The organism is Tenacibaculum sp. TB-56, from assembly GCF_059716275.2.
Genome location: NZ_CM201367.1, coordinates 1129721 through 1149875 on the forward strand (window position 1 = coordinate 1129721; position 20155 = coordinate 1149875).

The following is a 20155-nucleotide window of genomic DNA, read 5'->3' on the forward strand; positions in this document are numbered from 1 at the left end:
CTAAATTCCTCCCTTTGGGAGGGTTAGGGTGGGCTTCTACCCTTCCAACTTCATAGAAAGCTCAAACCAACGTTCTTCCTTTTCTTCTAAACTCTCAATAATTTGTTGCAGCTCAAGCGATTTTTCATTGATATCGTCCATTGCTATTTCTCCATTGGTAAATTGTGCTTCAAGATTGACCTTCTTTTTTTGTAACTTTTCAATATCAACCTCTAACTGACCAAACTCACGTTTTTCATTATAACTCAACCTTCCTTTTTGAGGTGCTTTTTCAGACTTTTCTGCAACTGTTTTCTCTTCTTTAGGTTCTGGTGGTAAAGAACTCTCATACGCTCTGTAATCCGAGTAATTTCCTGGAAAATTCTCTACTTCTCCTTCTCCTTTGAAAACAAACAATCCATCTACGATTTTATCCATAAAATAACGGTCGTGTGATACCACCATTAAGTTTCCAGGGTAATCCAGTAAAAAACTTTCTAATACATTTAGCGTTACCACATCTAAATCGTTGGTAGGCTCATCAAGAATTAAAAAATTAGGGTTTTGAATTAACACCGCACATAAATACAAACGCTTTTGTTCTCCTCCACTTAATTTCTCTACAAAATCATGTTGCTTTTTTCGGTCGAATAAAAATCGTTCTAATAACTGGGCTGCAGAAATTCTTCTTCCTTTCGTTAACGGTATTTCTTCTCCAAATTCTTTGATGACTTCTATTACTTTTTGTCCTTCTTTTATTTGGATTCCTTTCTGTGTATAATATCCAAATTTTACCGTCTCTCCTACAATTACCTTCCCGCCATCAACAGGAATTTTACCCGTTAGTATGTTTAAAAATGAGGATTTCCCCGTTCCGTTTTTTCCAATAATTCCAATACGTTCTCCTCTCTTAAAAACGTAGTCAAATCCATCTAAAATTACCTTGTCGCCAAAGTTCTTTTTCAGTTTATGAAGCTCTACTATTTTGCTTCCTAAACGCTCCATGTTAATTTCTAACTGAACTTCGTGTTCTTTTCTTCGTTGATGTGCTTTTTCTTTGATTTGGAAAAAGTCATCAATACGTGATTTTGACTTGGTTGTACGTGCCTTTGGTTGACGACGCATCCATTCCAACTCTTTTTTAAACAAACTTTTCGCTTTGCTTAAATTGGTTGCTTCTAAAGCTAAACGCTCTTCTTTATTTTGAAGGTAATACGAATAATTTCCTTTGTACTTATAGAGTTTTCCGTTATCTAGTTCGATGATTTCATTACACACACGCTCTAAAAAATAACGATCGTGCGTTACCATAAACAGGGTAATTTTTTCCTTTGCAAAAAAAGCTTCTAACCATTCAATCATTTCTAAATCTAGATGGTTGGTTGGCTCATCAAGAATTAGTAAGTCTGGTTTATTAATCAGAATAATTGCTAGTGATAATCGCTTTTTTTGTCCACCAGAAAGTTTTCCTACTTTTTGCGATAAATCATCTAATTTTAACTTAGAAAGTATCTGTTTGTATTGCGTTTCAAAATCCCAAGCATTGTGTTGCTCCATCAACTCAAATGCTTTTTGATACGCCTCAGCATCATCAGGATTTTGTAATGCTTTTTCGTATTGTTGGATGACAGGAAGAATTGTACTTTCTGTAGAAAAAATAGTTTCTTCAATCGTTAAATCAGGATTCAAGTCATCGTCTTGCGCTAAATAGGCAATGTTAATTCCTTTTCGGCTAATAACTTGTCCTTCATCAGGCGTATCTTTTCCTGCAATAATGTTTAAAATAGAGGTTTTTCCACTACCGTTTTTTGCAACAAAGGCTATTTTCTGATCTTTATTAATTCCGAAGGAAATATCTTCAAACAACACTTTTTCACCATATGATTTTGCTATATTTTCTACTGATAGGTAATTCATCCTCTAAAATTTTATGCAAAGAAACGAAAAACCCAAGCAAATCGCTGTAATCTATTTTCTTTTTAAAAGTTTTAATTAAGTGCTTATGATGAATTTTTTTAATTGTACTTTTATTTAAAATTATAGGATAGATGCTTGTTGTTAAAAATTTAGAAATCTCTTTTAAAAATGCACCTTCAGTTGTTCAAGGTATTTCTTTTGAGCTCAAAAAAAATAAAACTTTGGGTATTGTAGGAGAGAGTGGTAGTGGAAAATCGATAAGTTCTTTAGCTATTTTAGGATTACTTCCTAAAACAGCTACTATAAAAGGCAAATTATTTTTTAATGAGCAAAACCTATTGGAGTTTAACGAAGCAGATTTTCAAAAAATAAGAGGAAATCAAATTGCGATGATTTTTCAAGAACCTATGAGTTCTTTAAATCCGACCTTAACTTGTGGCGTTCAAGTGGCTGAAATTTTGCAACAGCACACGCAACTATCTTCCAAAGAAATTAAAGAAGAAGTGATTTCTTTATTTTCAAAAGTGAAACTTCCAAGACCAGAAGCTATTTACAATTCGTATCCGCACCAAATAAGTGGTGGACAAAAACAACGGGTTATGATTGCAATGGCAATTGCTTGTAAACCTCAACTTTTAATTGCAGATGAACCTACCACAGCGTTGGATGTAACGGTGCAAAAAGAAATAATTTTATTACTGAAAGAGTTGCAGCAAGAATTTGGTATGGGTATTATTTTTATTTCTCACGATTTAGCGTTGGTTTCTGAAATTGCAGATGATGTCGTGGTAATGCACAAAGGAAAATTGGTTGAGAAAGGGAGTGCTAACCATGTTTTTTTGCATCCGAAGGAAAGTTATACAAAAGCTTTAATCAATTCGAAACCCAACACAAAAAAACGACTAAAAATCTTACCTACGGTTAGCGATTTTATCAACGATACGATTGATTCAACAGTGTATACAGATGAAGAACGCACTACTTTTCATCAAAAAATTTACAACAGACCCCCATTATTAGAAATTGTTAATTTACATAAAGATTTTATCAGCAATGCTTCATGGTGGTCAAAACCAACAGTAGTAAAAGCTGTAAATGATGTGTCTTTTAAAATTTATGAAGGTGAAACCTTAGGGTTAGTAGGAGAGAGCGGTTGTGGAAAAACGACCTTGAGTAGAACTATTTTGCAGTTAGAAAAAGCGACTTCGGGAAGTATCTTATACAACGGAACAGATATTGCCAAACTTTCTAGAAAAGAGTTTAAAAAACTTCGAAAAGAAATTCAAATTATATTTCAAGATCCGTTTTCTTCATTAAATCCTAGAATTACTGTTGGAAATGCGATTTTAGAACCGATGAAAGTTCATAATATCTTAAACTCTAACAAAGAGCGAAAAGAATACGTGTGTAACTTGTTAGAAAAAGTAGGGTTGGAGACAACGCATTTTAATCGCTATCCACATGAATTTTCTGGTGGACAACGTCAACGTATAGGAATTGCTCGTGCCATTACTTTACAGCCTAAATTGATTATTTGTGACGAATCAGTTTCTGCATTAGATGTATCAGTACAGGCACAAGTTTTGAATTTATTGAATCAGTTAAAAACAGAATTCAACTTCACTTATATTTTTATTTCACATGATTTATCGGTAGTAAAATATATGGCAGATCAATTAGTAGTGATGAACAAAGGTAGGGTAGAAGAAATAGCTGATGCTGATGAGATTTACCAACATCCAAAGACAAAATACACACAAACGCTAATTAACGCCATACCAAAAGGATTATAACTTTTTTCACTGCGTTATTAATGGTATATTGCACCGTTAAAACGAAAAGAAAATTATGAAGATTATAGTACCAATGGCTGGAATTGGGTCTCGTTTAAGACCACATACTTTAACAACTCCTAAGCCACTAACGGTTATAGCTGGTAAATCAATTGTACAACGATTAGTAGAAGATATTACTTCTGTTGTAGATCAACCTATTGAAGAAATTGCTTTTATAATCGGACCTGCTGCTAAAGGTTTTCCTGCAGATACTAAAGATAAATTAATAAAAATAGCTGAAAATTTAGGTGCTAAAGGTTCAGTATATGTTCAAGAAGAAGCGTTAGGAACAGCACATGCTATTTACTGTGCTAAAGAATCATTAGGTGGTTCGTGCGTAGTAGCTTTTGCTGATACGTTATTTAAAGCAGATTTTACTTTAGATGCCAATGCTGATGGGGCTATTTGGGTTAAACAAGTAGAAGATCCTAGTGCTTTTGGAGTAGTAAAATTAAAAGATGGTTTTATTACTGATTTTGTTGAAAAACCTAAAGAGTTTGTTTCTGATTTAGCGATTATCGGTATTTATTATTTTAAGGATGCTGATAAATTACTAGATGAGATTAACTATTTAATTGATAATGATATCAGACCTTCTGGTGAGTATCAATTAACTGAAGCTTTAGAAGCGTTAAAACAAAAAGGAGCTAAGTTTATTCCTGGTAAAGTAAGTACTTGGATGGATTGTGGTAAAAAAGATCCAACGGTAGATACTAACAAACTTGTATTAGGATTTGAACAAGCTGATGGCAACAATTTAGTATCGGAAGACGTTGTATTAGAGAATGCTGAAATTATTCAGCCTTGTTACGTAGGAAAAAATGTAGTGTTGAAAAACACTAAAATTGGTCCTTATGTTTCAATTGGTGAAAATAGTGTGATTGAAAACTCAACTATTACCAACTCACTAATTCAAACAAATGTGCATATTTCAAATGCAAATTTAGATAATGCCATGATTGGAAATCATGCAAAATACAATGCAAATTATACATCGGTAAGTATAGGTGATTATACAGAGCTTACATAAATTTTTAAAAGAAGAAAGGCTAAAGGTTTTAGGCAAATGGGATAACCTTTGTTATAATGTGCCTTTTATTAAAAAGAGAGAAGAGAGAAGAGAAAAGAGAGCTTTTCTGTCTTTCTTCTTTCTTCTTTTTACTTTCTCCTTTTACCTTTCACCTCAACACCTTAACGCTCAAGATAGCATTCCAGCTGCTGTGGATGTTAATGAAAGGAACAATTTTGAGTTTCAACAACACTTTTTCAGAGCTCTTTCAGATAAGGCTATTTTCAATTATAAAAATGCGATTGAGCATTTAGAAAAGTGCAATAAGATACTTCCTAACAATACCGCTGTTTTATTTGAGCTTTCAAAAAACTATACACAATTAGGCAGAAACCCTGAGGCTTTAAACTACATTGATATGGCTTTAACTAACGATCCTAGTAATTTATGGATGCTAGAACATAAAGTCACTATTTTAAGAAAGCTTGCTAATTTTGAAGATGCAATAATCACACAACAAAAAATTGTAGAAAAACATCCTAAGAAAAAACAAGTATTGGTTTATTTACATCTTCAAAACAAAGATGTTGAAGCTGCAAAAACTGTCTTATCTGAATTAAGAGAGGCTAAATTATTAAACGCTCAACTGCGTAAAATAGAGGAAAACTTAACTGCTCGTACGGTAAAAGTAGTTGCCTCAAATAAAACATCTAAAAATATCGATGCTAAATCGCTTTTTGAAAAAGAAAAGTCATTTGTTAATTTAAAAACGTTACTAGATGAATTGGCTACCGAAAAAAATTCTGATTTATTAAAGTACAGTGAAGAAGGATTATCGCTTTTTCCAGCCCAACCTTTCGTGTACTTAATGAATGGTAAAGCATACAATGACAACAAAAACTTTAAAAAAGCATTGGTAAGCTTACAAAACGGCATTGATTTTGTTATTGACAATAACGAAATAGAAGCAAAGTTTTATTTAGAAATGGCAAGGTCTTATCATGGGTTAAACGATATTAAAAAATCAAATTCTTACAAGAATAAAGCTGCCAAAATTTTAAAATAAAACTAACATCGTTAGTATAAATTTATGAGATATATCACTCTTTTACTTATCGTATTCTTAAGTATTACTTCATGTAAGTCAACTAAAAACGTTACTAGTAACACTGCTATTAAAGAACTTTCTGCACGAAAAGTAGCTAAAAAACATAGTGCAGCAAACTTTGATAAAGAAACGGTAGACGCTAGGTTAAAGATAAACTATAAAGACAACAGAGAAAATGTTGGTTTTTCTGTTCGTATGAAAATTAAAAAAGATGAGGTTATTTGGTTGAAAGGGTCTAAAATGATTACCGTTTTTAAAGCTAAAATTACCCCAACTAGAGTACAATTTTATTCTCCTTACAAAAAGAACTTTTTTGATGGAGATTTTTCCATGTTGAAAGAACTGTTAGGAACCGATATTAACTTTCAGCAATTACAAAACATGTTGTTAGGCGAAGCTTTGGTTGATGTAAAATCGGAACGTCAAGAAGTGGCTATACATGATAAATCATATCAATTATCGCCAAAAAACCAATCAGAATTGTTCGATTTGTTTTTTTACATCAACCCTTTGCATTTCAAACTGAACAAACAATCGGTTATAAATCCGCTAAAAAACCAACGTTTAGATATTAGTTATCCTAAATATTCTAAAAAAAATAGTACTTTATTCCCTGAAAAAATCAACATTCAAGCCAAAGAAAATAATAAGTTTACTATTATTGATATTCATACGCGTTCGGTTGAATACAACACGAAATTAAATGTAGATTTTACTATTCCTAACGGATATAAAGAAATTCAATTATAATGAAACACACTGTTTATTACATCTTTTTATGCCTGTTTTTTATGGGACTTTCTTCTTTTGGTCAAAGTAGAAAAGAACTTGAGAATAAGCGAAAAAAACTTCAAAATGAAATACAGCAGGTTAACAGTCTTATAATTAAAACCAATAAGAAGAAAAGCAACGCTTTAGACGATTTAAAAGATTTAAGCCAAAAAATTACGGTACGTGAGCGCTTAATTGAAACAATAGAATTAGAGTCGAAAGCTTTGTCTTTAGAGATAAAATCAAACGAAAAAGAGCTTAAAAAATACAACGATGAATTGGCTAAATTAAAAGCTGATTATGCTGATATGGTTGTAAAATCATACAAAAGTAAATCGCAACAAAGTAAAACCATGTTCTTACTTTCTTCTGAAAGCTTTTATCAAGCTTACAAGCGTTTAAAATACATGCAACAATACAGTGATTTTAGACGAAAACAAGGTGAAGAAATTGTTGTAAAAGCTAAAGAAATTGAGCAGTTAAATGATTCGTTAATTGTACAAAGAAAATCTAAAGAGGCTTTACTTTCTGATGAGAAAAATCAGAAAAAAGAAATTGAAGAAGATAAAAAAAATCAAGAACAACTCATTTCAAAAATTAAAAAGGAAGAAAAAAAGTATAAAAGTGAGTTACAGAAAAAACAGAAAGAAGAAAAAAGAATTGCTGCTAAAATTGATAAGTTAATTAGAGACGCTATTGCCAAAGCCAATGAAGGTAAAAAAACCGACAAAGGTAAAACGAGTAGCTCTGGGTTTATTTTAAATGCTGAAGAAAAAGCCTTATTAGCTAATTTTGAACAAAACAAAGGAAATCTTCCTTGGCCAGTTAATGGTATTATTACCAGAAAATATGGAGTACAACCGCACCCAACATTTCCTGGAATCAAAATCAACAGTCACGGATTGTATATCGCAACCAAAGCAGGTACCGATGTAAAAAGTATTTTTAACGGAAAAGTATTAGTAATTCAATTACATTCTGATGGTAGAAAATCTGTTTTGGTACAGCATGGTAACTATATTTCTGCTTATAACAAGCTAAAAGAAGTATACGTTAATAAAGGAGATGTTGTAAAAACAGGCGATAAATTAGGGAAGGTTTTCACCGATAAAATTACGGGTAAATCACAACTTAGTTTTATGCTGTATAAAAACAAAGACCGATTGAATCCTTCACAGTGGATTCGCTCATAATAATTATGAAACGAACATTAATAAATTTTAAGCTTTATCTTTTGTGAAAAAAGCTTAAAATTTATTAATGTGAGAGCGTAGCGGTTACACACGTTCTCAATTTTATAATTAAACTTTTGATAAAACAATTATAAAAATTTAAACGTGTGAAAAACGCAGCCAACTTTATTATTGTAACCGTAGCTATTTTAGCTACACTGGTTATTGGAAAAGGAATTTTAATTCCGTTCATTTTCGCACTTATTTTTTGGTTTTTAACACGAGAGATTCGAAAAACTATTTATAAAATTCCTTTTGCTAAGCGATTTATTCCTTTTTGGTTGAGTAATGTGTTTGTGTTTTCTCTTATTGTTTTAGGTTTTGGGTTTGTTTCTGAAATTATTACCAATAGCATTTCCAATTTAACCACATCATATTCGAAATATGAACCTAATGTTGATGCTATCATTAAAAGTTTAGATACCTTTTTTCATATTGATATCATTACTTCGGTAAAATCGGTAGTAGGAGATTTTGATTATGGCTCTGTTTTAGGCGATATAGCGAACGGAATTAGTAGTTTGCTGGGTGATACCTTTATGATTATTATTTATGCCTTATTTATCTTCTTAGAGGAAAGCAACTTTAAGTTAAAACTACAACGTGTATTCTCTAATCATGAAGGAAGTTCAAAAAGCTTTCAATTTATCTTAAAAAAGGTAGAAAGCTCAATTTCTAACTACTTACGTTTAAAAACCTATGTAAGTTTATTAACGGGTATCTTAAGTTATTTTGTTTTGCTAATGGTTGGAGTAGATGGCGCACCGTTTTGGGCCTTCCTTATCTTTTTATTAAACTACATTCCAACTATCGGATCATTAGTCGCTACAGCATTCCCAGCAATTTTTTGTTTGATTCAGTTTGGAGAATTCACTCCGTTTTTAATTGTTGTATTTGCCGTTGGTGCTATTCAGGTAGTCGTAGGAAATGTTGTAGAACCTAAAGTTTTTGGAAAATCGCTGAATTTAAGCCCGCTAGTTACCATTCTTTCACTAGCTGTTTGGGGAGAAATTTGGGGAATTACAGGGATGATACTTTCAGTACCTATTACCGTAATTATGATTATTATCTTTTCTCAGTTTGAAAATACAAAAAACATTGCCATTCTCTTATCCGAAAGTGGCAATGTTGATGATATTTAATATACTCTATGTTTCTTTCTACTTTAAACTAAAAACACATCGTAAAGGTTTAAGCCAACTAAGAGTAAAATGATTATAATAGCAACTTTTACTTTCTATTTTTAATTGATATACCATAACCAATAAAAAATAAGGTACTCACTACTAACAAAACTAGCATCCTGTTTTCGTTTAGTCTATTAAGTCCATCTTCGAAATCATATGGTATTAAATGGCAATTGACAAGTAGCGATAATAATATTATGTATATAGCTAGACCTTAGCATTATTTTTTAATAAATCTAATAGCTCTACATTCATCTGGATCACCATATTCTATAAATAATACAGGTTTCTTTTCTTTTACATAAACTTGTATAGTTCTTAACGCTAAACCTGTACCATCATTTTCGCCAAACTTTAAATCTGTAGGTAGAAAATACTTATCTTTTGAACGATTTTCAATAAAATTCTGTTTCCATGTTCCTTGTACGTTTATTTTTTTATTAGATTTTATAAAGTCGAAAATATCTATAGGCATATTATTCATCTCTATTGTTTTATCTTTTTTTAATTTTATTATAGAATTATTAGTTTTAAAATTATTATTAATACTTCTTTCTACTATATATTCACCAATAAAAAAACTATCTTTTTGTTTTTCTGTTAATTGATTAAGTCCTGAGTCTAAATTACAGGGGATTAAATAACAATTATAAAGAAATAAAGTTAAAAGTAAATAAAGTTTTACTATATGTTTGTTTTTTAATGATTTGATTTTCATTTTATCTAACTTTTAGTTTAAATTTAAAATATTGTTTAATAGTTGAGAGAGGTTTGTTATTCCCAGAACCATCTCTGTCATAATTCTCTCCTATATGAAGTAATAGAGAGTTTCTACTAGTGCCATTTGATAGTTCAACAATAATCCAATCAGGGTCACTACTTGGAGAATATTTAACACTTGCCCCACCTATAAAAAACTGCACCCAATTAGCACTAGCTACAACATCAATATGTTTATTAATAGAATCAATAATACCTGCATGATCTGGGCTAAAAGAATAACCTCCTGAAAGAGGAGTAATTCTATTTAAAAATTGATCATATGTTATCCCTTCTTTATCTAATCTTTCAAAAAAATCAACTTTAATATCATTAGGTACATTACCTGCTAGCATTTGTTGTGTCATATCATAATCAAAAGGAAATTGTCTTTCGTCTTTACCTTCTCCGTTTGCAAATTCATACAATAAATATCCAACCCCTTTTTTACCGTCGTTTTTAAAAGCATATTCTTTATTAGCTTCTTTGGTTTGGTTAGCATCTGGGTTTAACTTAAAAGCAGTTTTTGTTAAGGCTTTTGTAAGTTGCTGGTCTAAATATTTATTTAAATCATCCCAAATCTCTTTAGAAATTTTATCTTTAAGTTGTTCTAGTCTTTTAGCATATTCTCTTAAGGTTTTTTACCAAGGTGTTTCTAAAGCATCGAAAGTAGGAGTGTCTAGAAGAGTCTCAAAATTATTTAAGTCAATATAAATTTCAATAGCTTGTTCGGCAAAGGTTGCGGCTTCTAGGGAAGAATCAGTACTTAAATAAGTTACTAAGCTATCATAAGCTCCTTTATTATTTTCATCAAATAACCATTCTCTCTCCTCAATAGTTAAACTTTTAGATAAGCTAGCAGGTAATAAATATACTGGTGAAGTTATTGTTGTTACTTCTTCTATTGAATCATTTGTTGACCCTCGTGTACTACCATTTGTACCTCCACCAACAGGATAATCAGTGCCTGTGTCTGTAACTCCACCACCACCAGATTGACAATCATAACTCCAAGTAGTTATGGTATTAGTTGTACATTCTCTTCTCGCTCCTAGCATTGGGTCTCCATAAAAACCACAACTAGTATCTCCAAAACTATGACTTAAAGGTTTTCCGTCTAAATATCCCTTACATGATAAGTAAATACAACTACTTGTGTCTTCTTCTGTTTCGGTAACTAACCTAGGAGCACATCCGTCTGTTTTATTTTGATAAAATTCAGTGCCTAATTTCAAATTAATGGCGTTGTTAATTTTAAACTCGCCTGTGCTAGTAATAAAATAGCTTACAAGATGCTGGATAATTTTACCATCATTATATTTTGTTACTACTAAATTATAAATTTGGTTCTTAAGGAAATCATTACTTGAAACAGCGAATGTATAACTTGTACTAGTTTTTGTTTTTAATTTTAAAACTAAGCTTTTGTCAAAAAACAAATTATTTAATTTTACACTTTCTTCTTTTGATAGAACATCTTGTTCTAAATTTAATTTTTCAATTCTTTCAACCACATTAAAATCTACTGATTTTAACTCATTAAAAGTTAAGTATTCTCCTTGAATAACTTTATTTGGATTTGAATCAATGGTTTCGTCTGTTTCACAACTTAACATAAATACTGTAATACCTAGCAATAATACAATACTTAAAAAATTAACAATCTTGCCTCTTTTTAATTTCATAATAATAACTTTTATTTTTTGCTCACAAAAGTAAATCATCATAAATTAAAACAGGTAAGTGTTTTGCATAAAAAAAGTAAGTGAATCACTTACTTTTTATTATTAAACTATCTTTTATAGTTATATTTATACATTTACTTTTTGAAGCTGTTTTAATCCATGAAAATAGATTTTAGCTCTATGGCTTCCTTAGGATCCATTTTACCGGCTAAAACTAAACTTAATTGCTTTCTACGTAAAGCAGCTTCATATCGTTTTTTCTCTAACTCTGTTTCTGGTTCAATTTGTGGAATTGGTACAGGCTTTCCTGTTTCATCAACTGCTACAAACGTGTAAATTCCTTCGTTTACTTTAGTTTTCTCACCAGATTGACGGTCTTCAATCCAAACATCAACATAAATCTCCATTGAAGATTTAAACGCACGAGAAACTTTTGCTTCTAAGGTAACTACACTTCCTACAGGAACTGATTTTGAAAAAGCTACGTGATTTACAGAGGCTGTTACTACAATTCTTCTCGAATGACGGCGTGCAGCAATACTACAAGCTCTATCCATACGAGCTAATAACTCTCCTCCAAAAAGATTGTCTAAATAATTGGTTTCTCCTGGTAATACAAGATCGGTAAGTACCGTTAACGATTCGCTAGGTGTTTTTGCTCTCATCAATTACATTTTGATGCAAAGATACAGCAAGAAAAAAACCTATACTAGTTCTTGATTTGAAATTACGCTAAAATAAAAAACAACTTTTATAGTGTAATTTTAATGGAGAAATAGTATTAACTACAATAAATTGGGTTTATTTAGCCAACAACCAAGCGTCTTCGCTTACCTTTTCTTTGATGATTTCTAAGGCTTTTCTAGCTTCTTCTTTGGTTGCATAACTAGCAAAGGCTACTTGAGTTAATCCATACTTGTTTTTTCCAAGAATCGTAGCTTCATATCCTTTGTTTTCTAACTCTGCTAATTTGTTTTCAGCATTGTGTACATCTTGAAAAGCCCCTGCAATAATATGAAAGTTCTTAGCCTCTTTGCTAACGTTTAAATTAATCGTTGGTAACGGATTCTCAATCACAAAAGTAGCCGATTGAATTTTCTTTTGTACCGACTCTTCCTGATTAGCCAATAATTCTTGCTGTTGTTGATTCTGAATTCCATTCCAACCTACATACGCAACTCCTACGAAAACTGCAGCTGCTGCAGCTCTTCTGATATATAAAGGAATTGTTTTGCTTTTCTCTTCAGAAACAACAGGCAAAGGTTTTACAGTTACTTCTTTTACTCTTTCTACTGAAGGAGTAGCAACCTCAGCCAATCCGAAAGATGCTGTTAAGAAATTACTTGTAAGGTTTGGTTCAAAAACTACTTGACCAGCTTCGTTTAATGCTAAACTTCCAACTGACGCAACTTCTACTGAAATCGTTTTTAAGTTTTTATTCCACTCTGCAACTTCATTTGCAATAAAAGTAGTAGCTTCTTCAAAAGAAATATTCTTGTCAGAAGCAATATAGTTAGCCAATAACCCATCATTATGCTGTAAATACGCATTAAATGTCAATTGTTTTTTTGGCGGATAAAAAGTGTGAGTAGTAGTATTTACCCTTGCACCAATGGTGTTGGTTACAAATCCTCCAAAATTAGGAACAATTACGCAGTCGTATCTATATAATAAATCGTTGATGTAGTTGGCTAATATCATAAGAACAAATATAGCTTTTTCAATGTATAGTTTCAAGTGATTGTTCAATTTTTATTAACAGTTTTTTGTATATTGAAAATCAAATTATTGCTGTATGAATTCTGAAAAACTGCTTGCTGTACTACGATTACAGGCTACCAAAAATGTAGGTGATATCTTAGCAAAAAAGTTAATTACTGCTGTTGGAAGTGTTGAAAATGTGTTTAAAGAAAAAACTCATGTGCTACATAAAATTAACGGAATTGGAACACAGGTAACTCAGCATCTTTTTGATAAAAACAACTTAAAAAGAGCAGAGGAGGAGCTCAACTACATTCAACAAAACAACATTGCTTTTTCTTATTTTTTAGAGGATGATTATCCGCAAAACTTAAAGCATTGTGTCGATGCTCCCATACTTATTTTTAAAGATGGAAATCTCAACCTTAACAACGATAAAATCATCTCGATAGTAGGTACTCGAAACATGAGTTCGTATGGACGCGATTTTTGTAATCAACTTATTGAAGATCTTAAAGAACACAATCCAATAATTGTGAGTGGATTTGCTTACGGAGTAGATATTTGTGCCCATAAAGCGGCTATAAAAAACAACTTACAAACCATCGCTGTCTTAGCACATGGTTTGGAAGAAATTTATCCGAAGACACATAAAAAATATATTCATGAAGTAAACAATAATGGCGGGTTCATTACCGAATTTTGGCACGATGAACAGCCAATGCGAGAGAATTTTCTAAAACGAAATCGTATTGTGGCGGGAATTTCCAAAGCGACTATTATTATCGAATCTGCTGAAAAAGGAGGTTCGTTGGTTACTGCAGATATCGCCAATTCGTACAATCGTGATGTGTTTGCGCTATCAGGAAGAGCTACAGATATTTACAGTAAAGGATGCAACAACCTAATCAAAAACAATCAGGCGCATTTGTTAACTTCTGCTGAAGATATCGTAAAAATGCTTAATTGGGACATACGGCAAGCTGCAGTACCCAAGCAAGAAAAGTTATTTGTTGAACTTAATTCTTCCGAACAAAAAATTTATGATTATTTACAACAAAACGGAAGACAGTTGCTAGACGATATCGCTATTAATTGTGAATTGCCAATTTATCAACTCTCTTCTATTTTAATTCAATTGGAATTAAAAGGTGTTGTAAAACCCTTACCAGGAAAAATGTTTGAAGTTTAATCGCAGGGCGATTGCCAAGAGTTTTGTTAAGAATTAACAAATATTATTCCAAAGAAATAAATTCAAGTATCTTTGAAAAAAGGTTCTTAAATGACGTCAGAAAACAAACTTATATCACAAAAAAAACCAGCTTTTCCCGTTACTAAAAAGCTAGGAAATTATTTGAAAAGACATAATCGTACGATTCAAATTCCTATTTTTTATGATGATTTGCTGCGTTTTCAAGGATCAATTGTGGTGTATGATAAACACGAAAACGACACCTTGTGGGTACGTGTGTATTACAATGAGTTTGAGCGACAAGAAATAGATTTAAGCCTTAAAAAAATCTATAATATTCTGCATTCTAACGGTTCTGATGCCAGTATACAACACTTAAATATTGATGCTGTTGATTATTGTACCTTCGGGAATTCGAAGCCTTTTCGAGTAAAAGTTCGAAATATTTTAAACGATAACTACACCTATTTTTACGTAAAAAAAACGGATGCCTCTCGTATTTACGGTTTAGAACTCGAAGATATTTTATCGCCGTATAACTTGAATTTTTTAGTGTATCAAGACACCTTGATTGAAGAGCATATTTCAGGAATTCCGGGTGATGTCTTTATCAATGATTATTTAGATAATTGCATTGAAATTGAAAAAGCACAAATAGCCAAAGAGTTTGTTAAGTTTAACGAACGTTGTATGATTCGTTTATTGGGTGATATGCGCTCGTACAACTACGTTGTGGTGCCTACGCACGATTTTGAAAATGTCGTGTATAAAATCCGTCCGATAGATTTTGACCAACAATGTTACGAAGGAAAATTTAAAGTGTATTATCCGCAGTTTTTTAAAGAAAACCTAAAAATGGTTCAATTAGTAGCAGATAAACTTACCTCATCATCTATAGAACAATATCAGTTAGAAGAACGATCAATTGTTGCTAAAAGAATTTTAGGGTCTCGCACACGCTTAAATCGCTTGATAAAAGCGATGAAAGCTGATAATATTTCTATACCAAAAAATATCGAACAATTAAAATCAGAAATTTTTGATTTTACAGGAGATATCAACTTTAGAGATAGTGATGGAATGGGAGAAATACTAGACAGTGCACTCACATTTGTTCGTAGAAATTACGAAGATGTGAGTATGAAAACCATTATACAGCAACAGCAAAAATTGTATTAACGATTTCTACTTCGAATACTCTCAATAATCACTGTTGCTAGAATTAAACTTCCACCAATAAATGTGTTCCACGTGGGAACTTCCTTTAGAAAAATAAAGGCTAAAATAATTCCGAAAATAGGTTGAACACTACTAATTATACTTGCAGTTGATGCGGTAAAAAATTGTAGTGAATGTACCATTAAACTATGTCCGATAGCTGTGGTTAACAACGCTAATAACAACAAGTAGGGGAGTTGCTCTTGAAATCCTGAAACATCCATAAAAAACAGCACTGGAACTAATAAAACTGTAATGATTACCGTTTGATAAAACATGAGCATTACCCCGTTGTATTGCTGTACATATTGTTTTAAAATTAAGATACGAATCGCATACGACAAAGCGGAAAGCAAACCAAATAACACTCCTTGAACCTGTGTGTTTTTAATATCGAAATCTGGGGCTAAAATGTACAAGCCTAGCAAAACCAATAATCCTAACACAATATGAATCGGATTGAATTTAATTTTTAGAAACAAGGGTTCTAAAAAAGCAATCATCACTGGAAAAGTATACAACGACAACATTCCGATAGCTACATTCGATAGTTTTAAAGCGTAGAAATAAGTAATCCAATGTGCACCCATTAAAATTCCCCCCATTAAAAACGGAAACAAATGTCTTCTGGATTGTATGGTTAAATCAATCTTTTTAAATCGACAAAACACATACAAAATCACCATGGCAAATACCGAACGGAACCACACAATAACTTCCGAAGGCATGGCAATATATTTACCTAATACTCCTGAAGTACTGATAAACAGGGTTGCTAAAATAATTCCTGATAGGTTTTTGATGTGATTGTTTTGCATGGGCATAAAAGTATGTCATTTCGACCAGAGGGAGAAATCTTAAGAAAATGAGTACTTCATTGAATGAGATTTCTCGTTTCACTCGAAATGATAGTTTCTTTGTTTCGTCATTGCGAATGGACACTGAGCGAAGTCGAAGTGGAAATGAAGCAATCTCTAAGTTTTAATTGTCACGTCAAGCGAATTTCTTTTTCGATAGAAAAAAAGAAATTTGTATCGAGATGTATATAAACTAGTTCTCGATACAATTTTCACTCATTCTAATCGTGAAAACCACTCGAACAGACAACTTCTTTGTACCGTCATTGCGAGCGAGGAATGACTTTTTATACTTTCTGTAAGGTTTCTAACGCCTTGTGCACACTATCAATTTTAATAAATGTGATCAGTAAGCGCAATCCGTTTATGGTTTTCTTTTCTTTCATTACAGAACTCTTCGGATTTTGCTGTACGTACCTCAACATTTTGGTAAACGCTTCGGTTTGGTAAAAAGCACTTTGCTGATCGGCTACAAAATATCCAATTAATCGTTTTTGCTTTAAAATCACCTTTTCTAAACCTAGTTCTTTCGCTAACCATTTAATACGAACACTGTCTAATAAATCGGCCACTTGGGTTGGATATTCTCCAAAACGATCGATAATTTCAGTCTCAAAAGTTTGCAATTCTTCTTCTGTAGTTAAGGTTCCTAATTTGTTGTATAAACTTAAACGTTCGGTAACCGAATTCACATAATCATCTGGGAATAGAATTTCAAAATCGGTATCAATTTGTACCTCTTTTACATACTCTTTTGGTGCATTTTCATCCGTAGGATATAAGTCTTTAAACTCATTTTCCTTCAGTTCTTCAATCGCTTCATGTAAGATTTTCTGATAGGTATCAAAACCAATATCGTTGATAAATCCGCTTTGTTCACCTCCTAACAAATCTCCCGCGCCACGAATCTCTAAATCTTTCATGGCAATATTCAATCCGCTTCCTAAATCAGAAAACAGCTCTAATGCCTGAATTCGTTTACGCGCATCATCGGTCATGTGATGATACGGTGGAGTGATAAAATAACAGAAGGCTTTTTTGTTAGAACGCCCAACACGACCACGCATTTGGTGTAAATCTGACAGTCCAAAATTATTGGCGTTGTTGATAAAAATCGTATTGGCATTCGGTACATCCAATCCACTTTCGATAATGGTGGTAGACACCAATACATCAAACTCATTGTTCATAAAACCAAGCATGAGTTCTTCTAACTTTTTTCCTTCCATTTGTCCGTGACCAATACCAATTTTCGCACTTGGCACCAAACGCTGCAACAACCCTGCTACTTCTTTGATGTTTTCAATACGGTTATGGATAAAAAATACCTGTCCACCACGAGAAATCTCGTACGAAATCGCATCGCGAATGGTTTCTTCACTAAAGCGAATTACATTGGTTTCTATCGGGTGACGGTTTGGTGGTGGTGTTTTAATCACCGATAAATCTCTTGCCGCCATTAAACTGAATTGTAATGTACGCGGTATCGGCGTTGCCGTTAAGGTTAGCGTATCGACATTTTCTTTAATGGTTTTTAGTTTATCTTTCGCTGCTACCCCAAATTTTTGTTCCTCATCAATAACCAACAATCCCAAATCTTTAAACTGAACTGCTTTATTGGTTAACTGGTGCGTTCCAATCACAATATCTACACTTCCATCAGCAACCCCTTCTAACACTCCTTTGCGTTGTTTTGTGGTTCTAAAACGGTTTAGATAGTCAATCGTAACCGGAAAGTCTTTTAATCGCTTAGAAAAGGTTTTAAAGTGCTGAAATGCCAAAACCGTAGTTGGTACAAGCACCGCAACCTGTTTTCCGTTATCTACCGCTTTAAATGCCGCTCTAATGGCAATTTCTGTTTTTCCAAAACCAACATCACCACACACCAAACGATCCATCGGTTGTTCTTTTTCCATATCGGCTTTTACTTCTTGGGTAGAAGAGAACTGATCGGGTGTGTCTTCGTATAAGAAACTCGCTTCCAACTCGTGTTGCATGTGCGTATCGGTCCGAAAGCAAATCCTTTTTGAAGTCTACGTTTTGCGTATAGCTGAATAAGGTTAAACGCGATTTCTTTAACGCGGGTTTTGGTTTTCTGCTTGACTTTCTTCCAAGCATTCGACCCTAGTTTATATACTTTTGGTGGTTTTCCGTCTTTTCCGTTGAATTTGGAAATTTTGTGTAGCGAGTGAATACTCACGTATAAAATATCGCGGTCGCCATAAATTAACTTGATGGCTTCTTGCTTTTTACCTTCTACATCAATTTTTTGAAGTCCGCCAAACTTTCCAATTCCGTGATCGATATGTGTTACATAATCGCCTACGTCTAATTTAGTAAGTTCTTGTAGGGTGATGGATTGCTTTTTCGCATATCCATTTTTGAGTCGGAATTTGTAATAACGCTCAAAGATTTGATGATCCGTATAACAAACAATTTTACTATCAATATCCACAAATCCTTGATACAACGGAAACACGATGGTTTCATAAGAAACTTCTTCTTCGTGGTCATCAAAAATATCGTGGAAACGTTGTGCTTGCTGTTCGTTAGAACATAAAATATAATTAGTAAATCCTTTGGCTGAAAATTCGTTGAAATTCTGAATTAACAAGTCGAATTTTTTGTTGAAAGACGGCTGTGGGTGGGTATTAAACTGAATAGTTACGTCATTCTGAACTTGTTTCAGAATCTCACCTTTATGCGACGCTGAATCAAGTTCAGCGTGACGGTTTTTACCAATGTTAACTAATGTAAAATCTTGTAATTGATTACGAATAAGCTCACCGTTGCAAAACAATTCTTCGGGTTTTGCATGTTTGATTTCTGTAGATAATTCGTTAAACGACAGTTCTGCTTTTCGGTAGAATTTATCCAACGAATCGCTTAACAAATCTACATTCTTCACAAAAACAGCGGTTTTAGCCGATATGTATTTTAAAAAGCTTTCTCGTGACTCTTGTAGTGTTTTGTTTTCTACATTGGGCATAATGCTCACTTTCTTCAGTTTTTCTTTAGAAAGTTGCGTTTCAACATCAAACGTTCGGATGCTGTCTACCTCATCACCAAAAAACTCAATACGATAGGGTTCGTCGTGCGAAAACGAAAACACATCGATAATTCCACCACGTACCGAAAACTCTCCTGGTTCGGTTACAAAATCGACACGTTTAAAATGATATTCAAACAATACTTCGTTGACAAAATCGAGCGATACTTGCTCGCCCACCACCACTTTTAGCGTGTTTTTTTCCAGCTCTTTTTTGGTGACTACTTTTTCGAATAGGCCGTAGGATAGGTAACAATAATCGCAGGTTTTTTACGAGAATTGATACGGTTTAACACCTCTGAACGCAAGAGTACATTGGCATTGTCAGTTTCTTCTATCTGATAGGGTCTGCGATATGAACCCGGATAAAACAACACGTTTTTATCGCCCAATAACTGCTCTAAATCGTTTAGATAATACGCGGCTTCTTCCTTGTCATTAAAAATTAACAAGTAAGGTTTATCGGCTTGTTTAAAAGTTTCGGAAATGACAAAAGACAACGAAGAACCGACCAAATTCGTTAGTTGAAAATGGTGTGGATCTTGTTGAAGCTGATGAACAATCTGTTTTACATTCTCAGATTGTTGATAGTGATTTACAATTGCTTGCTTGCTCAACGTACAAAAATTTTACGCAAATGTACGAGGATTATTTTT

The 20155-nt window shown here is 32.9% G+C and carries 15 protein-coding genes and 1 pseudogene; 8 read left to right on the forward strand and 8 right to left on the reverse strand.

The features are described from left to right. Positions 1-36 precede the first annotated feature (36 nt). Positions 37-1896, reverse strand: coding sequence for an ABC-F family ATP-binding cassette domain-containing protein (locus AC3VI6_RS05460; RefSeq protein WP_497705437.1), 1860 nt, complete (start codon positions 1894-1896; stop codon positions 37-39). 131 nt (positions 1897-2027) lie between these two features. Between AC3VI6_RS05460 and AC3VI6_RS05465 the strand changes: the two genes are divergently transcribed. From AC3VI6_RS05465 to AC3VI6_RS05490, 6 genes are all read left to right on the forward strand, one after another. Then, positions 2028-3689, forward strand: coding sequence for an ABC transporter ATP-binding protein (locus tag AC3VI6_RS05465; RefSeq protein ID WP_497705438.1), 1662 nt, complete (start codon positions 2028-2030; stop codon positions 3687-3689). Positions 3690-3744: 55 nt separating this feature from the next. Then, a complete protein-coding gene (locus AC3VI6_RS05470; RefSeq protein ID WP_435253912.1) occupies positions 3745-4761 on the forward strand; it encodes a sugar nucleotidyltransferase in 1017 nt (338 codons plus the stop codon). Between the two features lie 58 nt (positions 4762-4819). Then, on the forward strand, positions 4820-5806 hold the full coding sequence (locus tag AC3VI6_RS05475) for a tetratricopeptide repeat protein (protein ID WP_497705439.1): 987 nt from the start codon (positions 4820-4822) through the stop codon (positions 5804-5806). Positions 5807-5830: 24 nt separating this feature from the next. Then, the gene (lolB1, locus tag AC3VI6_RS05480) at positions 5831-6598 is read left to right on the forward strand and encodes a lipoprotein insertase outer membrane protein LolB1 (protein WP_497705440.1); all 768 of its coding nucleotides are present in this window, start codon (positions 5831-5833) and stop codon (positions 6596-6598) included. Next, entirely contained in the window at positions 6598-7812 is a 1215-nt protein-coding gene (locus tag AC3VI6_RS05485) for a murein hydrolase activator EnvC family protein (protein ID WP_497705441.1), read from the forward strand. The genes lolB1 and AC3VI6_RS05485 overlap by 1 nt, the downstream gene beginning before the upstream one ends. Positions 7813-7958: 146 nt before the next feature. After that, the gene (locus AC3VI6_RS05490) at positions 7959-8993 is read left to right on the forward strand and encodes an AI-2E family transporter (protein ID WP_497705442.1); all 1035 of its coding nucleotides are present in this window, start codon (positions 7959-7961) and stop codon (positions 8991-8993) included. Positions 8994-9258: 265 nt separating this feature from the next. Here AC3VI6_RS05490 and AC3VI6_RS05495 read toward each other — a convergent pair whose 3' ends face one another. The 5 genes from AC3VI6_RS05495 to AC3VI6_RS05515 form a co-directional block, all read right to left on the reverse strand. Beyond that, positions 9259-9756, reverse strand: coding sequence for a hypothetical protein (locus AC3VI6_RS05495; protein WP_435253917.1), 498 nt, complete (start codon positions 9754-9756; stop codon positions 9259-9261). 1 nt (position 9757) lies between these two features. Beyond that, positions 9758-10225 carry a hypothetical protein gene (locus AC3VI6_RS05500; RefSeq protein ID WP_497705443.1) on the reverse strand — a complete coding sequence of 156 codons (468 nt, stop codon included), beginning with the start codon at positions 10223-10225 and terminating at the stop codon, positions 9758-9760. Between the two features lie 213 nt (positions 10226-10438). Continuing rightward, positions 10439-11482: a hypothetical protein gene (locus AC3VI6_RS05505; RefSeq protein WP_497705444.1), complete on the reverse strand. Its 1044-nt coding sequence runs from the start codon at positions 11480-11482 to the stop codon at positions 10439-10441. Between the two features lie 152 nt (positions 11483-11634). After that, the gene (locus AC3VI6_RS05510) at positions 11635-12147 is read right to left on the reverse strand and encodes an acyl-CoA thioesterase (protein ID WP_028891640.1); all 513 of its coding nucleotides are present in this window, start codon (positions 12145-12147) and stop codon (positions 11635-11637) included. Between the two features lie 136 nt (positions 12148-12283). Beyond that, a complete protein-coding gene (locus tag AC3VI6_RS05515) occupies positions 12284-13183 on the reverse strand; it encodes an HU domain-containing protein (RefSeq protein ID WP_497705445.1) in 900 nt (299 codons plus the stop codon). Positions 13184-13277: 94 nt separating this feature from the next. On the opposite strand from AC3VI6_RS05515, the gene dprA reads away from it, so the two are divergent. Next, positions 13278-14375, forward strand: coding sequence for a DNA-processing protein DprA (gene dprA / locus AC3VI6_RS05520; RefSeq protein WP_497705446.1), 1098 nt, complete (start codon positions 13278-13280; stop codon positions 14373-14375). 90 nt (positions 14376-14465) lie between these two features. After that, positions 14466-15554 carry a hypothetical protein gene (locus AC3VI6_RS05525; RefSeq protein ID WP_497705447.1) on the forward strand — a complete coding sequence of 363 codons (1089 nt, stop codon included), beginning with the start codon at positions 14466-14468 and terminating at the stop codon, positions 15552-15554. Here AC3VI6_RS05525 and AC3VI6_RS05530 read toward each other — a convergent pair. Together AC3VI6_RS05530 and mfd are read right to left on the reverse strand one after the other, a co-directional pair. Then, on the reverse strand, positions 15551-16411 hold the full coding sequence (locus AC3VI6_RS05530) for a DMT family transporter (RefSeq protein WP_299001029.1): 861 nt from the start codon (positions 16409-16411) through the stop codon (positions 15551-15553). The genes AC3VI6_RS05525 and AC3VI6_RS05530 overlap by 4 nt on opposite strands. Before the next feature lie 326 nt (positions 16412-16737). Beyond that, positions 16738-20062: pseudogene (gene mfd, locus AC3VI6_RS05535) on the reverse strand (transcription-repair coupling factor). Between the last annotated feature and the right edge of the window lie 93 nt (positions 20063-20155).